Annotated in this window: 14 protein-coding genes; 6 read left to right on the forward strand and 8 right to left on the reverse strand. The window is 70.8% G+C overall.

The genetic code is table 11. The features are described from left to right. Positions 1–13: 13 nt before the first annotated feature. Positions 14–634 carry a DsbA family protein gene (locus AB0B33_RS25480; RefSeq protein ID WP_247020425.1) on the reverse strand — a complete coding sequence of 207 codons (621 nt, stop codon included), beginning with the start codon at positions 632–634 and terminating at the stop codon, positions 14–16. Between the two features lie 153 nt (positions 635–787). Between AB0B33_RS25480 and pepN the strand changes: the two genes are divergently transcribed. Further along, the gene (gene pepN, locus AB0B33_RS25485) at positions 788–3,355 is read left to right on the forward strand and encodes an aminopeptidase N (RefSeq protein WP_360776629.1); all 2,568 of its coding nucleotides are present in this window, start codon (positions 788–790) and stop codon (positions 3,353–3,355) included. 63 nt (positions 3,356–3,418) lie between these two features. Here pepN and AB0B33_RS25490 read toward each other — a convergent pair whose 3' ends face one another. Both AB0B33_RS25490 and AB0B33_RS25495 read right to left on the reverse strand, forming a co-directional pair. After that, positions 3,419–3,907: a DUF5130 family protein gene (locus AB0B33_RS25490; RefSeq protein WP_247020423.1), complete on the reverse strand. Its 489-nt coding sequence runs from the start codon at positions 3,905–3,907 to the stop codon at positions 3,419–3,421. Further along, entirely contained in the window at positions 3,894–4,148 is a 255-nt protein-coding gene (locus AB0B33_RS25495; protein WP_360776272.1) for a hypothetical protein, read from the reverse strand. Before AB0B33_RS25495 ends, AB0B33_RS25490 begins: the two co-directional genes overlap by 14 nt. 278 nt (positions 4,149–4,426) lie before the next feature. On the opposite strand from AB0B33_RS25495, the gene AB0B33_RS25500 reads away from it, so the two are divergent. Beyond that, positions 4,427–4,798: a hypothetical protein gene (locus AB0B33_RS25500; RefSeq protein WP_360776275.1), complete on the forward strand. Its 372-nt coding sequence runs from the start codon at positions 4,427–4,429 to the stop codon at positions 4,796–4,798. A 100-nt stretch (positions 4,799–4,898) separates the two neighbouring features. Here AB0B33_RS25500 and AB0B33_RS25505 read toward each other — a convergent pair whose 3' ends face one another. Beyond that, complete coding sequence (locus AB0B33_RS25505; RefSeq protein ID WP_315863255.1) at positions 4,899–5,396, reverse strand: HNH endonuclease; 498 nt, start codon at positions 5,394–5,396, stop codon at positions 4,899–4,901. A 394-nt stretch (positions 5,397–5,790) separates the two neighbouring features. Between AB0B33_RS25505 and AB0B33_RS25510 the strand changes: the two genes are divergently transcribed. The 4 genes from AB0B33_RS25510 to AB0B33_RS25525 all read left to right on the forward strand — a co-directional run bounded on the left by AB0B33_RS25510 (position 5,791) and on the right by AB0B33_RS25525 (position 9,348). Continuing rightward, complete coding sequence (locus AB0B33_RS25510; protein ID WP_360776278.1) at positions 5,791–6,741, forward strand: mechanosensitive ion channel domain-containing protein; 951 nt, start codon at positions 5,791–5,793, stop codon at positions 6,739–6,741. Between the two features lie 81 nt (positions 6,742–6,822). Further along, on the forward strand, positions 6,823–7,224 hold the full coding sequence (locus AB0B33_RS25515) for a globin (protein WP_257920085.1): 402 nt from the start codon (positions 6,823–6,825) through the stop codon (positions 7,222–7,224). After that, positions 7,221–8,774, forward strand: coding sequence for a glycoside hydrolase family 13 protein (locus tag AB0B33_RS25520; protein ID WP_360776281.1), 1,554 nt, complete (start codon positions 7,221–7,223; stop codon positions 8,772–8,774). The genes AB0B33_RS25515 and AB0B33_RS25520 overlap by 4 nt, the downstream gene beginning before the upstream one ends. Positions 8,775–8,784: 10 nt before the next feature. Continuing rightward, complete coding sequence (locus AB0B33_RS25525; RefSeq protein WP_360776284.1) at positions 8,785–9,348, forward strand: dihydrofolate reductase family protein; 564 nt, start codon at positions 8,785–8,787, stop codon at positions 9,346–9,348. Between the two features lie 6 nt (positions 9,349–9,354). Here the strand turns inward: AB0B33_RS25525 and AB0B33_RS25530 are convergent, their stop codons facing one another. From AB0B33_RS25530 to AB0B33_RS25545, 4 genes are read right to left on the reverse strand one after another with little or no spacing between them, the layout of a single operon-like run. After that, a complete protein-coding gene (locus AB0B33_RS25530) occupies positions 9,355–9,603 on the reverse strand; it encodes a hypothetical protein (RefSeq protein WP_360776287.1) in 249 nt (82 codons plus the stop codon). A 52-nt stretch (positions 9,604–9,655) separates the two neighbouring features. Then, entirely contained in the window at positions 9,656–10,291 is a 636-nt protein-coding gene (locus AB0B33_RS25535; RefSeq protein WP_247020408.1) for a hypothetical protein, read from the reverse strand. Continuing rightward, positions 10,284–10,703 carry a thioesterase family protein gene (locus AB0B33_RS25540; protein WP_360776290.1) on the reverse strand — a complete coding sequence of 140 codons (420 nt, stop codon included), beginning with the start codon at positions 10,701–10,703 and terminating at the stop codon, positions 10,284–10,286. Before AB0B33_RS25540 ends, AB0B33_RS25535 begins: the two co-directional genes overlap by 8 nt. Beyond that, positions 10,700–15,685, reverse strand: a complete 4,986-nt coding sequence (locus tag AB0B33_RS25545; RefSeq protein WP_360776293.1) for an NAD-glutamate dehydrogenase — start codon at positions 15,683–15,685, stop codon at positions 10,700–10,702. The genes AB0B33_RS25540 and AB0B33_RS25545 overlap by 4 nt, the downstream gene beginning before the upstream one ends. Between the last annotated feature and the right edge of the window lie 234 nt (positions 15,686–15,919).

Here is a 15,919-nt window from a genome sequence, read left to right on the forward strand (position 1 = left end):
GTGAAAGTGCGGCTCAGTCGAAGTTCAGGTCGCCGGTGCGGGTGCGCTTGAGCTCGAAGAAGTCCGGGTAGCTCGCCAGCGCGACCGCGCCGTCGAACACCTTCAGCGCGGCTTCGCCACGCGGGATCGAGCTCAGGACCGGGCCGAAGAACGCCACGCCGTCGATGTGGATCGTCGGGGTGCCGACGTCCTGGCCGACCGGGTCCATGCCCTCGTGGTGGCTCTTCTTCAGCGCCTCGTCGTACTCCGTGGAGTCCGCGGCGTCGAAGAGCTCGGCGGGCGCGCCGATCGCGGCCAGCGCCTCCTTGATGACCTGGTCGCGGTCCTTGTTGCCCTGGTTGTGGTAGCGGGTGCCGAACTCGGTGTAGTACTCGCGCAGCATCTCTTCGCCCTTGAGCTGCGAGAGCGCGACGGCGACGCGCACCGGGCCCCAGCCCTTCGACAGCAGTTCCTTGTACTGCTCGGGCAGCTCGTCCCGGCCCTCGTTGAGCACCGACAAGCTCATGATCCGGAAGCGCAGGTCCAGGTTGCGGTGCTTCTCCACCTCCAGGATCCAGCGGGAGGTGATCCACGCGAACGGGCAGATCGGGTCGAAGTAGAAATCGACCTTCGTGGGCTGCTCGGCAGCGGTCATCGGGGTACTCCTGGGTTACGTCTCGATGTGGGCGGACCCCCACACGACGGGCCAACACCGGCGCACCCGAGGTTGTTCCCTTATCGCCGGGCACCCCGTCGCCATGATTGGATGCGGGGAGTTGAAAACCGATACCAACGACCAGAGGTGCCTGTGCCCGCCCCCAACCTGACCCGCGACCAAGCCAAGCTGCGCGCGGATCTGCTCGACGTCACCGCGTACGACATCGAGCTGGATCTGACCGACGGCCACGGCGGACCCGGGGAGAAGACCTTCGCGTCGACGACGACCGTCCGGTTCTCCAGCGCCCGGGCCGGCGAGAACACGTGGGTCGACATCGTCGCCGACCGCGTGCACTCGGCCACCCTGAACGGCTCGGACGTCGACGTCAGCGCCTACGTCGAGGACAAGGGCATCGCGCTGGCCGGACTGGCCGAGGCGAACGAGCTGACGGTGACCGCCGACTGCCGGTACATGAACACCGGCGAAGGCCTGCACCGGTTCGTCGACCCGGTCGACGACGGCGTCTACCTGTACACGCAGTTCGAGACGGCCGACGCCAAGCGGATGTTCGCCTGCTTCGACCAGCCGGACCTGAAGTCCGTCTACCGGCTCACGGTCATCGCGCCGCGGGACTGGAAGGTCGTCTCGAACACGATGCCCGAGTCCACCGAGGAGACGCCGGAAGGCGCCGTCCGCACGGTGTTCAAGGAGTCCGAGCGGCTCTCGACGTACCTGGTCGCGCTGATCGCCGGCCCGTACGCCGAGTGGCGCGACGAGTACACCGACGCCCACAAGACCATCCCGCTCGGGATCTACTGCCGCGCGTCGCTGGCCGAGCACATGGACGCCGACCGCCTCTTCACCGAGACCAAGCAGGGCTTCGGCTTCTACCATGAGAAGTTCGGCACGCCCTACCCGTTCTCCAAGTACGACCAGCTGTTCGTGCCGGAGTTCAACGCGGGCGCGATGGAGAACGCCGGCGCGGTGACGTTCCTGGAGGACTACGTCTTCCGCAGCCGCGTCACCCGCTACGCCTACGAGCGGCGCGCCGAGACGCTGCTGCACGAGATGGCGCACATGTGGTTCGGCGACCTGGTCACCATGCGCTGGTGGGACGACCTGTGGCTGAACGAGTCGTTCGCGACCTTCGCGAGCGTCCTGGCCCAGGCCGAGGCGACCGAGTACAAGAACGCGTGGACCAGCTTCGCGAACATCGAGAAGTCGTGGGCCTACCGGCAGGACCAGCTGCCCTCGACGCACCCGATCGCGGCCGACATCGTCGACCTGCACGCGGTCGAGGTCAACTTCGACGGCATCACCTACGCCAAGGGCGCGAGCGTGCTCAAGCAGCTCGTCGCCTACGTCGGGCTCGACCACTTCCTCGACGGCCTGAAGGTGTACTTCGGCAAGCACGCCTGGGGCAACGCGACCCTGGCCGACCTGCTGGGCGCGCTGGAAGAGGCGTCCGGGCGCGACCTGTCGTGGTGGAGCGCGCAGTGGCTGGAGACCACCGGGCTGAACTCGCTGAGCCCGCGCTACGAGATCGGCGCGGACGGCAGGTTCACGGCGTTCGCCGTCGTGCAGTCCGGCGCGAAGCCGGGCGCCGGTGAGCTGCGCACGCACCGCGTCGCCGTGGGCGTGTACGACGAGGACGCGTCCGGCAAGATCGTCCGGAAGCACCGCGTGGAGCTGGACGTCGACGGCGAGCGCACCGAGGTGCCGGACCTGGTCGGCCAGCCCGCGGGCAAGCTGGTGCTGGTCAACGACGACGACCTGACCTACTGCACGATGCGCCTCGACCCGACGTCGCTCACGACGCTGATCGACCGCGTCGCCGACATCACCGAGTCGCTGCCGCGCACGCTGTGCTGGTCGGCGGCGTGGGAGATGACCCGCGAGGCCGAGCTGAAGGCCCGCGACTTCGTCACGCTGGTCCAGCGCGGCATCCACACCGAGACCGAGGTCGGCGTCGTCCAGCGCCTGCTGCTGCAGGCCCAGACCGCGCTGAACTCCTACGCGGAGCAGGGCTGGGCGGCCTCGACCGGCTGGCCGGCGTTCACCGGGCGGCTGCTGGAGCTCGTCCGCGCCGCGGAGCCGGGTTCGGACCACCAGCTGGCGTTCGTGAACTCGCTGGCGGGCTCGGTGCTGGACGAAGCGACGCTGGCGGTGGTGGCCGGCTGGCTCGACGAGTCGGCCCCGCTCGAAGGCCTGACCGTGGACACCGACCTGCGCTGGCGCCTGCTGCACGCGCTGGTCGCGCACGGCAAGGCCGACGCGACGGAGATCGACGCCGAGCTGGCCCGCGACAACACGGCCACCGGCCGCCGCCAGGCGGAGCGCGCCCGCGCGTTGCGCCCGACGGAGGAGGCGAAGTCGGACGCGTGGCAGCGCGCGGTGTACGACGACGAGCTGCCGAACGCGGTCAGCGACTCGCTCATCTCGGGCTTCTCGCACCCGGGCCAGAAGGCGCTGCTGGGCTCGTACGTGCCCCGCTACTTCGAGGTGATCGACGAGGTGTGGCAGCGCCGGTCCAGCGAGCGCGCGCAGCCGATCGCGATCGGGCTGTACCCGTCGTGGGCGGTGGCCCCGGAGACGGTGACGGCCTCGGACGAGTGGCTGGCGGGCGACCACTCGCAGGCCCTGCGCCGCCTGGTGTCGGAGGGCCGGGCGGGCATCGTCCGGGCCTTGGCGGCGCGGGACTTCGACGCACAGGCCTGACCCAGGCGCCGAACGTAGAAGAGCCCCGCACCTCACCGAGGTGCGGGGCTCTCGCGTAAGAGATCAGCGGGGCGCGGGGCCCGCCTGGTCGGACAGCATGCGCAGCGCGTTCACCAGTCCGCTCACCAGCCCGCGGACGAGGTCGCCCTCCTTGAAGGAGGCCACCATGCTCGCCACCGCCAGCTTGGCGCCGCGGTCCGGGAGGCGCGTGTACGCCGTCTTGCCCGTGACGATCTCGATCTTGCGCTCGCCCGGCGAGACCGCGATCAGGACCGCGTTCGCCGGGTCCGTCGTCGTCGCGTGCAGCTTCTCCGCCGCCGCGCGGCTGTCCTCACCCAGTTCGCCGAGGTACAGGCTGAAGTCGAGGCCGGTCTCCCGGCTCGCGAACGTCAGCGCCTCGTCCAGGCGGGCCAGCTGGCGGGTGTCGAACGGGCCCGACGGCGCGGCCGGCTCGTACATCTTCGCCGCCGACACGCGGCCGCTCGACGTCAGTCCCTCGCCGTAGGCCAGCTCGGACTCGTCGACGCGCTTCGTCAGCTCACCAGTTGCCACGAGCGCCTCCCGCCGCGGTCGCGGCGCCCGAAGGCGCCTTCGTTTCGGCGCCGGCGTGCCGGTGCCCTTCGCCGACCCCGTCGGGGTTGGCGCTCCACCACATGGCCGGGTATTCCCAGGCCTGGCCGGACCGGTACCGCGGGGCGCCGCCGGACCTGCGCCGGAGCGTCAGGAGCCCGGCGAGACCGTAGATGGCCAGCGGGATCACGGCGAAGACCACGATCGTCTCGACAACGTTCACGGCGCTGAGCGTATCGGATGACCTCGGCGGCCACCGCGCGCGCCGCACTCGACCGTTCGTCGTAAGCCGACTGCCGTCCGCCGCTTGGCTCGCGGCCACTGGAACGTTGGGGCGAAGACCGTCGGGCCGAAAGGTTGCAACTCAACGTACAGGCGGCCGCACCCGCCGCTGTCGTCTTGTCGCGGCCTTGAAATCCTCGTAGCTTTTTCACCTGTACGGGCCTTGCGCCCCGCTCTCCAGCCCCAGCAGGTAACGCACCGGTCCCAGGAGGCCTTGCCATGAACAGCGCCCACACCCCCGCACAGGCGATCACCGAGACCTTCTCGTCACCCAGCGACATCGAATTCGTGCCCGGAACACGTGTGACGGCGGGCACAAGGGTTACCCGGGGTACACGTGTCACGCGCGGTACACGCGTGACGGCCGGAACCCGCGTCACCATGGGCACCCGGGTGACGGCGGGCACGCGCGTCACGCGGGGTACGCGAGTCACCCGGGGCACTCGCGTCACGATGGGCACTCGTGTGACGGCCGGCACGCGAGTCACCTGCGGCACCCGCGTCACGCGCGGCACGCGGGTCACCCGCGGCACGCGCGTCACCATGGGCACTCGCGTCACCTGCCAGAGCGACTACGCGCTCGCTGCCTGACCCCGTACTCCAGGGACGCACGCACTACCTGAACACGCGCAAGCACCCGGCTCGCCCCGGCCGCCGCAAGGCAGCCGGGGCGCCGGCGCGTCTGGAGCAGCTAAGCGGCCGAGCCGAGGTAGGGCTGCCAGAGCGGGTCGGCCTCCCGGGAATGGGCCAGCAGCCGCCAGTGCGGGCCGTGGGGCGCCCGCGGGACGACGCGCAGCCGCCAGCCGATCTCCGAGAGCAGCCGGTCCGCTTTGCGGTGGTTGCACTTGGCGCAGCAGGCGACGCAGTTCGTCCAGCTGTGGGGCCCGCCGCGGCTGCGCGGCTGGACGTGGTCGATCGTTTCGGCCCGCCCCCCGCAGTACGCGCAGCGGTACCGGTCGCGGTGCATCAGCCCGGCACGGGTGAGCGGCACCTGCGCCCGGTAGGGCACCCGCACGTACGTGCTGAGCCGGATCACCGAGGGCACCGGCAGCGACACCTTCGCCGAATGCAGCTCGATGCCGCCGGGGTCGCCGTGCACCACTTCGGCCTTGCCGCACATCACCAGCACCACGGCCCGCCGCAGCGGGAGCGCGGTCAGCGGCTCGAAAGTGGCGTTGAGCAGGAGCACCCGGCGCCGGCCCCAGGCCGGGGCAGCCGGATCCCGGCCTCTACTACGCTGTCCGGGCGGGCGGGTAACTCCCCCTGGGCGGTTCCCCGGCCCGGCCGGGACGGTTCCGCCGGATGCGGACCCCCCCGTGTAGGCGCGCAGGACCACCTCTGGCGTCTCGTCGGCCGTGGCTTGGCCGGAGGCGCCGCGGGGGCTGGGTTGTCGGTCTGGCACTCGACCACCTCCAGGGGCGTAGGCATAGTCGACCACAGAACAGGCCCCCAGCGCACGTGTGTTACAAGACGTGTCACATCCGCGCGACCCGACATCCACTTGAAGTTGGGCAGACCGACCTGATCGGAAGGATGATCGAACTCCCGTGTCCCCCTTGCTCTCCGTCGCGAAGCCGCCCTGCGTGAGCGACCCCAGCACCTTCTGCTCCCAGGTGTACGCGGCCACCGGCAACGCGTGGCTGGCCGGATCGGCGAACTGGCTGCTCACGAAGCCGCTGAAGATCCTGATGATCCTGGTGATCGCGTTCGTGGTCCGCCTGCTGATCAGGCGCATGATCAACCGGGTCACCACGTTCCCGCGCTCCGGCGGCAAGCTCCCCGCACTGCTGCGCCCCCTGCGCGAGCGCGCCCCCGAAGTGCTCGGCTCCGCCGTGATCGAACGGCGGCGCCAGCGCGCCCAGACCATCGGCTCCGTGCTGAAGTCGATGGCCACGTTCCTCGTCTACGGCCTCGCGTTCATCCTCGTGCTGGGCGAGCTCGGCCTGGACCTCGGGCCGATCATCGCCTCGGCCGGCATCATCGGCGTCGCGATCGGGTTCGGCGCGCAGAACCTCGTGAAGGACTTCCTGTCCGGCATCTTCATGATGGTCGAAGACCAGTACGGCGTCGGCGACGTCGTCGACATCGGTGAGGCGACCGGCACCGTCGAGGCCGTCGGCCTGCGGATCACCACGCTGCGCGACCTCAAGGGCACCGTCTGGTACGTCCGCAACGGCGAGGTGCTGCGCGTCGGCAACTCCAGCCAGGGCTTCGCGGTCGCGGTCGTCGACGTCCCGCTCGGCTACACGGCCGACGTCGAGCGCGCGACCACCGTGCTCCTGGGCGCGGCGGCCAAGGCCACCGAGAGCGAGGCGCTGAAGGACAACGTCCTCGAGCCGCCGGAGATGCTGGGTGTGGAAAGCGTCACACCGGAAGGCCTCCAGCTGCGCCTGACGGTGAAGGTCCGCCCGGGCAAGCAGTGGGCCGTGCAGCGCGCCCTGCGCGCGCAGCTGCTCGCGGCCCTGGAAGAGGCCGGGTTCGAACCGCCGCTCGGCCGGCTGTTCCCGAGCGTGGTCCCGGCCGTCGAAAAGTAGCGCCGTTACGCTGGGAAGCGGGTTCGCGACCATCCGGAAGGAGCGGGACCGGCGTCGGGAACCCGCACCCAGGAGGGCAAAATGGAAGGCGTGTCTGCAGTGAGCGAACCGGCGAACCTCTACGAAGCGGTCGGCGGCGAACCGACGTTCCGCCGCATCGTCGGGCGGTTCTACGAAGAGGTCGCGCGTGACGAGATCCTCCGCCCGCTCTACCCCGAGGAGGACCTCGGCCCGGCCGAGGAGCGCTTCCGGCTGTTCCTCATGCAGTACTGGGGCGGCCCGCACACCTACTCCGACCAGCGCGGGCACCCGCGGCTGCGGATGCGGCACGCGCCGTTCAAGATCGGGCCGATCGAGCGGGACGCGTGGCTGCGCTGCATCCGGATCGCCGTCGACGAGGAGAACCTGGAAGAGCCGTACCGCGGTCAGCTCTGGGCGTACCTGGAGATGGCCGCGCACAGCATGATGAACAGCTTCGTATGAGACCCGGGCCGGACTGGTGGCGGAATGCCGTCTTTTACCAGGTCTACGTGCGCTCGTTCGCCGATTCGGACGGTGACGGCGTCGGAGACCTGGAAGGCATCCACTCCAGGCTCGGTTACCTGGAGCTGCTGGGCGTCGACGCGCTGTGGCTGACCCCGTTCTACCGCTCCCCGATGGCCGACCACGGCTACGACATCGCGGACCCGCGGGACGTCGACCCGATGTTCGGCACCCTCGGCGACTTCGACGTCCTGCTGACCGAGGCGCACAAGCGGAACATCAAGGTCACCGTGGACGTGGTGCCGAACCACACCAGCAACCAGCACGCCTGGTTCAAGTCCGCGATGGCGGCGAAGCCGGGCAGCCCGGAGCGCGACCGGTACATCTTCCGCGACGGCGTCGGGCCGAAGGGCGAGGACCCGCCCAACAACTGGGTCAGCGCGTTCGGCGGCCCGGCCTGGACCCGGGTGCCGGACGGCCAGTGGTACCTGCACCTGTTCGCGCCGCAGCAGCCGGACCTGAACTGGACCAACCCCGAGGTCGCCGCCGACCTCGAACGCACCCTGCGCTTCTGGCTCGAACGCGGCGTCGACGGCTTCCGCATCGACGTCGCGCACGGCATGGCGAAGCCGCCGGGGCTGCCGGACATGGACCCGCGCGCGGACGCGCTCGGGCCGAGCCACTACTACGACCCGCGCTGGGACCACGACGGCGTCCACGAGATCCACCAGATGATCCGCAAGGTGCTCGACGAGTTCCCGGAGGCCATGGCGGTCGGCGAGATCTGGGTGACCGACGAAGAGCGCCTCTCGCGCTACCTGCGGCCCGACGAGCTGCACCTGGCGTTCAACTTCCGGCTGGTGCTGACCCACTTCGACGCCGACGCGATGCGCACGGCCATCGAGCGCTCTCTGACCGTCCCGGCGAAGGTCGGCGCGCCCGCGACCTGGACGCTGGGCAACCACGACGTCTGGCGCCAGGTCAGCCGCTACGGCGGCGGCGCGGCCGGCGTCCGGCGCGCCCGGGCGATGGCGCTGGTGGAGCTGGCCTTGCCCGGCACCGTCTACCTCTACAACGGCGAAGAGCTCGGCCTGGCCAACGTCGACATCCCGGCCGCGGAGATGGCCGACCCGCGCGCGAAGACGAGCGGCGCCGAGTTCGGCCGCGACGTCTCCCGCGTCCCGCTGCCGTGGGAGGGCGACCTCCCGCCGTTCGGGTTCTCGCGCAACCCGCGCACGTGGCTGCCGATGCCGGCCGGCTGGGCCGGGCTGACGGTGGAGAAGCAGATCGAGGACGCGGACTCGACGCTCTCCCTGTACCGCCAGGCGATCGAGCTGCGGAAGACGCATCCGGCGTTCGGCGGCGAGGAACTGGAGTGGTACGGCGCGCCCGCGGGCTGCTTCGCGTTCCGGCGCCGCGGCGGCGGGCTGGTGTGCGCGCTGAACACGTCGGCGAGCCCGATCGCGCTGCCGCCCGGTGAAGTGCTGCTCTCCAGCAGCCCGCTGGTCGACGGGAAGCTGCCGGCGGATTCGGCCGCCTGGCTGGTTTGAGGGGGTTGACGTGCGGAAACTGGTCTACGGGATGAACCTGAGCCTGGACGGCTACACCACCGCGCCCGGTGGCGACCTCGGCTGGAGCGAGCCGAGTGACGAGCTGTTCGAGTGGTGGCTCGAGCAGGAGCAGGCGGTCGATCTGTTCCTGTACGGGCGCAAGCTGTGGGAGACGATGGGCTCCCACTGGCCGACCGCCGACGAGCTGCCGGGCGCCACCCCGGCGGAGATCGCGTTCGCGCGGAACTGGCGGGACACGCCCAAGGTGCTGTTCACCTCGGCGGAAATGGACGAGCCCGGCTGGAACACCCGCGTGGTGACCGGCGACCCGCTCGCCGAGATCACCCGGCTCAAGGCCGGGGACGGCGGGCGGATGCGGGTCGGCGGGCCGACGCTGGCCGCGGCGGCCCTGCGGGCCGGGCTGGTCGACGAGTACGAGATCGTCACCCACCCGGTCCTGGTGGGCGGCGGCACGCCGTTCTTCACCGCGCTCGACAGCCGGGTGCCCCTGAACCTGGTGGAGACGCGGACGTTCCCCGGTGGGGTGGTCCTGACCCGGTACGAGCGGCGCTGACCGCCCCTACCCGCTCTGGTCGCCCGAGCCGTCGTCGAAGGCGCCGCTCGCCAGCCACGCCACCAGCGCCGCGGCCTGGAGGTAGGGCGCCGCCTGGGCAGCCGCCCGGCCCGCCGCACGCGTGCGGCCCCACCTCTCAGGTCTTTCGGCGCGCTCCGGCGCCGGCTCACCCACCGGACGGTCCTGCCGCCACGGCGTGTCCTCGGCGCGTACGGCGTCGAGGAAGTCCGCGGTCGGGTCGTCGTCCGGCTTCATGACTCCAGGGTGCCACCGGTGGCGCGCACCGGTGGCACTCGTAAGGAATCCGTCAGAACAACAGCGGCAGCAGCGCGTGGCGGCGCCGCACGATCGCGCCGTAGCGCGCGTCCAGGCGCAGCCACGAGTCCGTCGCCGACACGCGGACGACGTCCTCCGCCAGGTCCGAATCCACGAAACCCATGCCCGACATCGCGAACAGGCAGCGCATCTGGACCTTGACCTCGGTCGCTTCACCGGACACGGTCAGCACCGCCTGGTCCATCAGCGACGACGGCGGGTTGCCGTGCGGGCCGGCGTTGTCCCTGGCCAGCGTCACGCCGCGGTCGGCCAGCTCGGCGACGACCCGCGCCGGCAGCTCGTCGATCAGCGGCCAGCGGCCGGACGGCGGCAGCTCGCCGTGCCACAGCAGGTCGCGGGCCGGGCCCGGGTCCATCTTCGGCCCGCCCGCCACGGTCAGCGCGGCGAGCAGCTCGTTGCCGGACACCGTGACGTCGCCGGGCGTGACGTCCCCGGCCACCGCGCGCGTCGCGAAGCACTCGAACGGCGTCGCCGTCCAGGCTTCCACCACGCCGTCGCCACGCTGGCGCAGCCGGACGGCCGTCTGGCCGTCCAGCCGGACCGCGCGGGCGACGAACGCACCGAGGGTCTCCCGGTCCGCCGCGTCCGGCACGAACAACTCAGGCATCCGCGAACCCCTGCTTCAGAAACTCCGACTCGGGCGGGCTGAGCCTACGCGGCCGCAGCTTGACCGTGTCGTACGGCGCCAGCACCGTCTCCGCGGTGACCGCGACCGGGTCGGTTTCGGCTGGCCCGGTGTGGACGCGGTAGGCGAGCGTGAAGCTCGCCGCCCGCAGCTCCGTCAGGTCGATGCCGACGCGCAGCTCCTGCCCGGACACCACGATCGGCGCCTTGTAGGCCACCTCCAGCCTGACCACGACGATGCCCTTGGGCAGCTCGTCGAGCCCCGCTTCGACGGCCCCCTTGAACAGCAGCGGGATCCGCGCCTCTTCGAGCAGCGTCACCATCTTCGCGTGGTTGATGTGGCCGTAGACGTCCATGTCCGTCCAGCGCGGACGGACGCGCGCAACGTAGGTCACCGCACCGTGCTCCGGATCTGCCGGGCCGCCACCGAAAGCGTCGCGAGGTCGAGCCGGCCGGACTTGTGGATCTCGTCCAGCGCAACGCGAGCCCGCTGCAGCCGCGAGGAATTCGTCTTCTCCCACTGCGCGATCTTGGCGTCCGCGGACGAGCCGGGATCGCTGTGCCGCAACGCGTCCAGCGTGATCGCTCGCAGCGAGCCGTAGACGTCGTCGCGCAGCGAAAGCCGCGCGAGGGCGTGCCAGCGGTTGCCGCGTTCCAGCGCGCTGATCTCGGTGAGCATCTTGTCGACGTCCAGGTGGTCCGAGAGCGCGTAGTACAGCTCCGCCGTCTCGGCCGGGCTGTGCGTCGCGTCCACGCCGATCTGCTGTTCGGCGAGCTCGGCCACGTCGGTGACGTCGAGCAGGCCGAAGGTGTGCAGCAGCAGCGACACCCGGCGGGCCAGGCCCTCGGGCACCTTCGCTTCGATCAGCTCGTCCACGTGCTTCTGCACCGACTCCGCCTCGCGGCCGCGCAGCAGGTCGCCGATCTTCGGGACGAGCTTGCCGAGCACCCGGCTGAACCGGTTGATCTCCGCCAGCGGGGCCAGCGGCTGCGGCCGGTTGGTGAGGAACCAGCGCGCGGCCCGGTCGAGCAGCCGCCGCGTCTCCAGCACCATGCTGTCCGCGACGTCGGTGGACACGACGTTGTCGAGCGCGTCGATCTCCGCCCACAGCGCGGGCAGGTCGAACACCCGCGTCACCACCGCGTACGCGCGCACCGCGTCGGTCGCGGTCGCGTTCATCTCCTCCATCAGCCGGTAGACGAAGGAGATGCCACCGCCGTCGACCACTTCGTTGGCGATGAGCGTGGTGATGATCTGGCGGCGCAGCGGGTGCTCGCCGATCGCGGAGGCGAACCGCTCCCGCAGCGGCACCGGGAAGTACTCGGGCAGCCGGCCGGCGAACACCTGCGAGTCGGGCAGGTCGCTGGCCAGCAGCTCGTCCTTCAGCTCCAGCTTGACGTGGGCGAGCAGCGTCGCCAGCTCCGGCGACGTGAGGCCCTTGCCCGCCTTCTCCAGCTCACGGAACTCCGAGTTGCTCGGCAGCGCTTCGAGCTTGCGGTCGAACGCGCCCGCGGAGACCAGCGCCTGGACCTGCCGCTGGTGCACCGAAAGCATCGGCGCGGCGTGCGCCCGGCTGACGCCGAGGACGGCGTTCTGCCGGTAGTTGTCCGCCAGCACCAGCGCGCCGACCTCGTCGGTCATCTCCGCCAGCAGCTCGTTGCGCTGGGCCTCCTCGAGCTTCCCGGTCTGCACCAGGTGGTCGAGCAGGATCTTGATGTTGACCTCGTGGTCGGAGCAGTCGACGCCGGCCGAGTTGTCGAGCGCGTCGGTGTTGATCTTGCCGCCGTTGCGGGCGAACTCGATCCGGCCCAGCTGCGTGAGGCCGAGGTTGCCGCCCTCGCCGAACACCTTCACGCGCAGCTGCTTGCCGTCGACGCGGATGGCGTCGTTGGCCTTGTCGCCGGCGGCGGCGTGGGTCTCGGTCTCCGCCTTGACGTAGGTGCCGATGCCGCCGTTCCACAGGAGTTCGACGGGCGCCAGCAGGATCGCCTGGATGAGGTCCATCGGAGCCAGCGCGGTGACGCCCTCCTCGAGGCCGAGGGCCTCGCGCACCTGCGGGCTGATCGGGATCGACTTCGCCGTGCGCGGGTAGATCCCGCCGCCCTCGCTGATCAGCGAGCGGTCGTAGTCGTCCCACGAGCTGCGCGGGAGGTCGAACAGCCGGCGGCGCTCGGCAAATGTTGCGGCCGCCTCCGGGTTCGGGTCGAGGAAGACGTGCATGTGGTTGAACGCCGCGACCAGCCGGATGTGCTCGGACAGCAGCATGCCGTTGCCGAAGACGTCGCCCATCATGTCGCCGATGCCGACGACGGTGAAGTCCTCGGTCTGGGTGTCCTTGCCCAGCTCGCGGAAGTGCCGCTTGACGCTCTCCCAGGCACCCTTCGCCGTGATGCCCATGGCCTTGTGGTCGTAGCCGACCGAGCCGCCGGAGGCGAACGCGTCGCCCAGCCAGAAGCCGTACTGGCCGGAGACCTCGTTGGCGATGTCGGAGAACTTCGCGGTGCCCTTGTCCGCCGCGACGACCAGGTAGGAGTCGTCGGCGTCGTGCCGGACGACGCCCGGCGCGGGCACGGTCTTGCCCTCGATCCGGTTGTCGGTCAGGTCGAGCAGGCCGGAGATGAACATGCGGTAGCAGGCGATGCCCTCGGTGAGCTGGGCGTCGCGGTCGATGCTCGCGTCACCGGTCGCGGCCGGCGGGCGCTTCACGACGAAGCCGCCCTTCGCGCCGACCGGCACGATCACCGCGTTCTTCACCGCCTGCGCCTTGACCAGGCCGAGGATCTCGGTGCGGAAGTCCTCGCGCCGGTCCGACCAGCGCAGGCCACCGCGCGCGACCTCGCCGAAGCGCAGGTGCACGCCCTCGACGCGCGGCGAGTACACGAAGATCTCGAACTTCGGCCGCGGCTCGGGCAGCTCGGGCACGCCGGCCGGGTCGAGCTTGATCGCCAGGTACGTGCGGTTGGCCCCCGCGGCGTCGGTGACGTGGTAGTTCGTCCGCAGGGTGGCCTGGATGACGGCCATCAGGCGGCGCAGGATCCGGTCTTCGTCGAGGCTGGTGACCTCGTCGATCATCGAGCCGAGCTCGCTCGCCAGCGCTTCGGCGGCGGCTTCGCGGTCGGTGTCGTTCAGCTTCGGGTCGAAACGGGCCTCGAACAGCCGCAGCAGCTTCGTCGCGACCTGCGTGTGGTTCAGCAGTGTGTTCTGGATGTAGTCCTGGGAGAACGCGCTGCCGGCCTGGCGCAGGTACCGCGAGTACGCGCGCAGCACGGCGACCTGGCGCCAGGTGAGGCCCGCCCGCAGGACGAGCCCGTTGAGGCCGTCGACCTCGGCGTCACCGCGCCAGGCGGCCTCGAAGGCGTCCTGGAAGCGGTCGCGCAGCTCGGTGATCGCCTCGGCGCCGGTCTTGGCGATGACCTGCTGGCCGATGCGCAGGCCGAAGTCGTAGATCCAGCACGCGCCGCCGTCCTCGCGGTGCAGCTCGTACGGCCGCTCGTCGACGACCTCGACGCCCATGGCCTGCAGCACCGGCAGCACCTTGGACAGGGTCACGCCCTCGCCGCGCAGGTAGAGCTTGAAGCGCCGCTCACCGGGCTCGGCGCCGGCCGGCAGGTAGAACGACAGCGCGAGGTCGCCCTCGTCGGTCAGCGAGTCGAGGGCGCGGAGGTCGCCCAGCGCCTCTTCGGCGGTGAAGTCCTCCTTGTAGCCCTCGGGGAACACGCCCGCGTAGCGCTGGCCCTGCTCGGTCGCCGACTCCTCGCCGACGATCCCGACCGCGACGCCGCCGTCCGAGCGCTCGCGGCGCTCGTCGAGCACCGCCTCGACCATCCGGTCGTCCCAGCTGCGGACCGCGGTGTTGAGCCGCTCCTGGATCCGCTGCGTGTCCGGCTCCAGGCGGCGCGCCGGGTCGGTGTGCACCATGAAGTGCACCTGCGCCAGCACGGTTTCCCCGATCCGGGCGCTGTACTCGAGCTGGGTGCCTTCGAGCTCTTCGAGCAGGACTTCCTGCATCGCCAGCCGCGACCGCGTCGTGTAGCGGTCCTGCGGGAGGTAGACGAGGCAGGAGTAGAAGCGGCCGTACGGGTCGCGCCGCAGGAACAGCCGCAGCCGCCGCCGGTCGGACAGCGTGATCGCGCCGGTCGTCGTCGCGTACAGCGAGTCGGTGTCGGCGGAGAACAGGTCGGCGCGCGGCCAGTTCTGCAGGACTTCGAGCATCCGCTGGCCGGAAAAGGACTCCATCGGGAAGCCGGCGCGGTGGATGACCTCGCGGACCCGCTTGCACACCACCGGGATGTCGAGGACGTTCTCGTGGAGCGCGGTGGTGGTGAACATGCCGAGGAAGCGGTGCTCGCCGGTGACGGTGCCGTCGGCGTCGAACGTCTTCACGCCGACGTAGTACGGGTAGACCGGCCGGTGCACGGTCGAGGGCGCGCTCGCCTGGGTCAGCACCAGCAGCGACGGCGCGAGCGCGGTGGCGGCGGTGTCCGGCCCGGCGGTGAGGCCGCGGGCGGCGAGGCTGTCCTGGCGCAGCACGCCGAGGCCGGAAGCCAGGACCGCGCGCAGGGCCGGGTCGTCGGAGTCCGGGTGCGGGTTGTCGATCAGCTCGTAGCGGCGGTAGCCGAGGAAGGTGAAGTGGCCGTCGGCCAGCCAGCGCAGCAGCCGCGCGCCCTCGGCGACCTCGGCCTGGGGCAGCTTCGGCGGGTCGGTCTCGAGCTCGCTCGCCAGCTGGCAGGCCGTCTGGGCCATCTTCTCGGCGTCCTCGACGACCTCGCGGACGTCCCCGAGCACGCTGGAGAGCCGGTTGTCGAGCTCGCGCGCGCGGTTGCGGTCGGTGACGAAGTCGATCTCGATGTACATCCACGACTCGGCCGCCGAGTTCACGGGCGGCTCGCCCGGGTCGGCGTCGGGGTGGACTTCCTGCAGCTCGCCGGTCAGGTCGCGGGTGACGACGACGATCGGGTGGACGATCCGCTGCACCTGCACCCCGTCGCGCGCGAACTCCGCGGCGATCGAGTCGACGAGGTAGGGCATGTCGTCGGTGACGACCTGCACGACGGTGGCCTCGCGAGCCCACCCGTCTTCGGCGACGGTCGGGTTCAGCAGCCGCACCGCCGGGCGGCCGGGCATCCGGTGCTTGGCCAGCTGCAGGTGCGACCGCACCGCCCCGACGAGGTTCACGGCCTCGTCGCCGACGATCTCTTCGGCCGGGATGTGCCGGTAGTACAGCCGGATGAGCTCACCGATCTCCGGCGCCAGCCCCGCGGCCGCGTCGATCAGGTCGTCCCTGATCTGCTCCAGGCTGGCCGGGGCGCGCTGGCCGAACTCGGGTTCGGTTTCCGCGCCGGTTCCGGATGGGGACGAGACTCCGGTCGAGCTCATTTGAGACAACTCTCCAGTTTGCGTGAGGTGGCACCGCGCCGGCTCGTCGTTGAGCCGGACTCACCCCACACTAATGCGCCGGGCCGCGGGTCCACACGAAGACCCAGACGTTGGCCGGGGCCGAAAAACCCTTTTGGGCCAGGGAATTTGCCGGATCGGTAAAGCTACCGGCGGGTTGTGTTGGCGCTGGTCGCGCGGCGCTGACCAGCCACGCGGGACGCCACGTGTCCAACG

Source organism: Amycolatopsis sp. NPDC049159 (assembly GCF_040648295.1).
Classification (GTDB): Bacteria; Actinomycetota; Actinomycetes; order Mycobacteriales; family Pseudonocardiaceae; genus Amycolatopsis; species Amycolatopsis pretoriensis_A.